Annotated in this window: 5 protein-coding genes; 2 read left to right on the top strand and 3 right to left on the bottom strand. The window is 64.6% G+C overall.

Annotated elements, in window-relative coordinates; all coding sequences use genetic code 11:
• The 3 genes from N5C25_RS20210 to ykgO form a co-directional block, all read right to left on the bottom strand.
• Nucleotides 1-1,007, bottom strand: a 1,007-nt coding sequence (locus N5C25_RS20210; RefSeq protein ID WP_279937772.1) for an agmatine deiminase family protein, incomplete at its 3' end; no start/stop codon positions are given.
• A gap of 39 nt (nucleotides 1,008-1,046) precedes the next feature.
• A complete protein-coding gene (locus tag N5C25_RS20205; protein ID WP_005416228.1) occupies nucleotides 1,047-1,376 on the bottom strand; it encodes a hypothetical protein in 330 nt (109 codons plus the stop codon).
• A 145-nt stretch (nucleotides 1,377-1,521) separates the two neighbouring features.
• Nucleotides 1,522-1,647 (bottom strand): type B 50S ribosomal protein L36, encoded by a 126-nt coding sequence (gene ykgO, locus N5C25_RS20200; RefSeq protein ID WP_005409283.1) that lies wholly within the window; start codon nucleotides 1,645-1,647, stop codon nucleotides 1,522-1,524.
• Between the two features lie 197 nt (nucleotides 1,648-1,844).
• On the opposite strand from ykgO, the gene cmk reads away from it, so the two are divergent.
• A complete protein-coding gene (cmk, locus tag N5C25_RS20195) occupies nucleotides 1,845-2,522 on the top strand; it encodes a (d)CMP kinase (RefSeq protein ID WP_019661298.1) in 678 nt (225 codons plus the stop codon).
• 197 nt (nucleotides 2,523-2,719) lie between these two features.
• Nucleotides 2,720-4,388, top strand: a 1,669-nt coding sequence (gene rpsA, locus N5C25_RS20190; protein ID WP_279937771.1) for a 30S ribosomal protein S1, incomplete at its 3' end; no start/stop codon positions are given.

Here is a 4,388-nt window from a genome sequence, read left to right as displayed (position 1 = left end):
ATGGTGATGCAGTGCAGGCTGCCGTTCTGCCAGATCAGCGAGCGGCAGGGCACCTGCACGATCTCGCGGCCCGGATGGGCCTGGGCCAGCACGTCGCGGGCCAGGTCATCAGCCGGATCGCCGTAGGCCGGCATCAGCACCGCGCCGTTGATGATCAGGTAATTGGCGTACGACGCCGCCAGGCGGCGGCCTTCGTCGATCACCGGCTGTGCCCACGGCAGCGGGAACAGGCGGTACGGCTTCCCATCCTTGGTACGCAGCGCGGCCAGTTCGTTGCCCATCGCCTGCAGTTCGGCGTAGTGCGAGTCGCTCGCGTCGTCGCAGGCCTGGTAGACGATGCTGTCAGGCGAGGCGAAACGGGCCAGGGTGTCGATGTGGGCGTCGGTGTCGTCGCCTTCCAGGTAGCCGTGGTCCAGCCACAGCACGCGGTCCTGCTGCAGCCAGTTGGCCAGGTCGGCGCTCAGGCTGGCGCGGTCGCGGTCCGGGTGGCGCTCGTGCAGGCACTTCCAGGTGGTCAACAGGGTGCCTTCGCCATCGGTCTCGATGCCGCCGCCTTCCAGCGCGAACGGGATGCTGCGCACCGGCGCGTCGTTGAACACGCCGGCCTGGTCCAGCACGCCCACCAGCTGGTCATCCAGGGTGGCGTCGAACTTGCCGCCCCAGCCGGTGAAGCGGAAATCCAGCAGCTGGAAACCGCCATCGGCACGGCGCAGGGTGATCGGGCCGGAGTCACGCAGCCAGGTATCGTCGTAGGCCGCCGTGGTGAAGTGGACCTTGTCCATGTCGATGCGGTTGGAGCGCAGCCGCATCTCGGCGTAGGTCTCCACATCGTCGTCGGCCACGCAGATCAGCACCGGCTGGAAGCGGGTGATGGCCGCGACCAGGGCGATGTAGGTCTCTTCCACCTGGCCCAGGCGGTCAGCCCAGTCGGTATCGGCGGTGGGCCAGGCAATCAGGACGCCGCTCTGGGCTTCCCACTCGGCAGGAAAACGAAGGGTCTGGTTCATGGTCTCGCTACACAGGCCCGCCCACGGCGGGTAAGGGGATCAGCGGATCGGCGGTTTCGGGCCGATTTCGTTCGGGTCCGCCTGGTTGGCCACCACGTCGATCACCTTCTGCTTCTCGAAGTAGACGGTGAACTGCGGGTACACCCAGCGGTTGATGGTCGGCCATTGCCGCTTCTGCCCGCCACGCGGCTGCAGCTGCTCGCTCGGCGCGCCGAACTGCGCCTGCACCTGCTGCATGCTCTGGCCGCGCACGGGCAGGGCACCGGCCGGCTTCTCGCGGGCGCGGTCGACAAGCAGGGTATCGGCCAGCGCCGGCGTGGCGGCGGCCAGGGTGGCCATCACGGCCAGGGCGGACAGGTAACGCTTCATCTCGATCTACTCCCCAGTGGTCAAGAAAGGCGATTACAGCAAAAACGGCAGGAAAAAGCCGCATAAACAAAAAACCGCCCGAAGGCGGTTTCTTGCATCGGGTCGGCCCCGCGTAGGGCCAGCCGCAGCCGGAAGGCTTTGAGGCTTAGCGCTGACGCGCCTTGAAACGCGGGTTCGACTTGCAGATGACGAAGATCTTGCCGCGACGACGGACGACCTTGCAGTCGCGGTGACGGGCCTTCGCCGACTTCAGGGAGGACAGGACTTTCATGGCATACCTCGGCGTAAACAGTAGTTGTTCGGGTGGAGCGTGGCCGCGATATGCGAAAGACAATCGGCAGTTGACGCTCGTTCAAGCCCGCCATTCTACCGGGCTTTTCCTCGTGGTTTCAAGTGGTTGCACAAAAGACCCCGCTGGGGGCGTCTGGCAGGGGCTAGAATGACCCCTTCACACGCTCTGGGACCCCCATGAATCCACTCGCTCCCGTCCTGACCATCGACGGCCCATCCGGGGCCGGCAAGGGTACCATCAGCCGCATCATCGCGCGCCGCATGGGCTGGCATTACCTGGATTCGGGTGCGCTGTACCGGGCGGTGGGCGTGGCCGCAAGCTGGGCCGACATCGACACCTCCGACGCCTCGGCGCTGGTGCGCTGCACCTTCGATACCCATGTTCAGTTTGTCGAGCAGGGCGATGCCATGCGGGTCATGGTCAACGGCACCGATGCCACCGACGAGCTGCGCCTGGAGACCACCGGCGCCCTGGCCTCTGCCATCGCCGCCATCCCCGAGGTCCGGGCCGCCCTGAAGGAGCGGCAGCGCGCATTCAGGGAGCTGCCGGGCCTGGTCGCCGACGGCCGCGACATGGGCACGGTGATCTTCCCGGATGCCCCCCACAAGGTCTTCCTGACCGCCAGCGCCGAGGAGCGCGCCGAGCGCCGGCATAAGCAGTTGAAAGACAAGGGGGTTTCTGTTAACTTTGATGACCTCCTGCGCGAGATCATGGCCCGCGACGCCCGTGATGCCCAGCGTACCGTGGCGCCCCTGAAGCCGGCAGACGATGCTGTCCTCATCGACACCACAGGCATCGGCATCGATGATGTCGTTGCCCGAGTGATGGATCTGCTTCCGGTTCCGGCTGCCTGATCCGTTCGCGCGGGAGCACTGCCAGCCGCATCGGCAGTGGTCGCGCAAAGCAGTGCTGTACCCGCTCCGTCGCGCACTGATGCGTGGCGGTTTTCCTACTACACACGACCTGCGTTCCGGGGTCGACCAACAGGCGGGCGGTCGCCATTCCCCTGAAGGGGACGCCACCGACCCATGTGTCCAACAGAGTAAATCTAATGACCGAATCATTTGCCGAACTGTTTGAAGCCAGCCAGGCCAACCTGGCCAAGCTGAAGCCGGGCGCCATCGTCAGCGGTACCGTTGTTGAAGTCCGCGGCGACGTCGTGGTGATCAACGCTGGCCTGAAGTCCGAAGGCATCGTGCCGATCGAACAGTTCCGTAACGACGCTGGCGAAATCGACGTCGCCGAAGGCGACATCGTCAAGGTCGCCCTCGACTCGATCGAGAACGGCTTCGGCGAAACCGTCCTGTCGCGCGAGAAGGCCAAGCGCGCGATGGTGTGGGACGAGCTGGAAGAAGCGTTGGAAAAGAACGAAACCATCACCGGCCGCATCAGCGGCAAGGTCAAGGGTGGTTTCACCGTGGACATCAAGGATGTCCGCGCCTTCCTGCCGGGTTCCCTGGTCGATGTGCGCCCGGTGCGCGATCCGGCCTACCTGGAAGGCAAGGAGCTCGAGTTCAAGCTCATCAAGCTGGACCGCAAGCGTAACAACGTCGTGGTCTCGCGCCGCGCTGTCGTCGAAAGCGAGCACTCGGAAGAGCGCGAGCAGCTGATGGACAAGCTGCAGGAAGGCGCGATCCTGAAGGGTGTCGTCAAGAACCTGACCGATTACGGCGCGTTCGTGGACCTGGGCGGTATCGACGGCCTGCTGCACATCACCGACATGGCGTGGAAGCGCGTGCGTCACCCGTCGGAAGTCGTGAACGTCGGCGACGAGCTGGACGTTCGCGTGCTGAAGTTCGACCGCGAGCGCAACCGCGTTTCGCTGGGCCTGAAGCAGCTGGGCGAGGATCCGTGGGACAACATCGGCCGTCGTTACCCGGCCAACAGCCGCGTCTTCGGCAAGGTCTCCAACGTCACCGATTACGGTGCGTTCGTTGAGATCGAGCCGGGCGTCGAAGGCCTGGTGCACGTCTCGGAGATGGATTGGACCAACAAGAACGTCAACCCGTCCAAGGTTGTGCAGGTTGGTGATGAAGTCGAAGTGATGGTGCTGGACGTCGATGAAGAGCGTCGCCGCATCTCGCTGGGCATGAAGCAGGTTGCCGCCAACCCGTGGGAAACCTTCGCTGCCACCCACAAGAAGGGTGACAAGGTGTCGGGCCAGATCAAGTCGATCACCGACTTCGGCATCTTCATCGGCCTGGACGGCGGCATCGACGGCTTGGTCCACCTGTCCGACATCAGCTGGAACACCACCGGCGAAGACGTCGTTCGCAACTTCAAGAAGGGCGATACCCTGGACGCCGTCGTCCTGGCTGTCGATCCGGAGCGCGAGCGCATCTCCCTGGGCGTGAAGCAGCTGGAGCAGGATCCGTTCGGCCAGTACATGGCTGCCAATCCGAAGGGCTCCAAGGTCGAAGGCGTGGTGAAGGAAGTCGACGCCAAGGGCGCGATCATCGAGCTGGCTGACGGCATCGAAGGTTACGTCTCGGCCCGCGACATCGCCAACGAGCGCGTTGACGACGCCACCCAGCACCTGAAGGTCGGCGACAAGGTCGAAGCCAAGTTCGTGGGCATGGACCGCAAGGGCCGTACCCTGCAGCTGTCGATCAAGGCCAAGGACGACGCGGAAATGCGCGAAGTGCTGGAGGAATACCAGTCCTCTTCGGCTTCCAGTGGCACCACCCAGCTGGGCGCACTGCTGCGTGCACAGCTGAACG

This window comes from Stenotrophomonas sp. GD03958 (assembly GCF_029839005.1).
GTDB lineage: Bacteria > Pseudomonadota > Gammaproteobacteria > Xanthomonadales > Xanthomonadaceae > Stenotrophomonas > Stenotrophomonas hibiscicola.
The sequence above is the reverse complement of the archived record's forward strand: the minus strand, read 5'-3'. Positions and strand labels throughout refer to the sequence as shown.

What these genes read in the sequence shown, in the direction of transcription:
- N5C25_RS20205 (WP_005416228.1), bottom strand. Translation starts at nt 1,376, where the DNA reads ATGAAGCGTTACCTGTCCGCCCTGGCCGTGATGGCCACCCTGGCCGCC.
- ykgO (WP_005409283.1), bottom strand. Translation starts at nt 1,647, where the DNA reads ATGAAAGTCCTGTCCTCCCTGAAGTCGGCGAAGGCCCGTCACCGCGAC.
- cmk (WP_019661298.1), top strand. Translation starts at nt 1,845, where the DNA reads ATGAATCCACTCGCTCCCGTCCTGACCATCGACGGCCCATCCGGGGCC.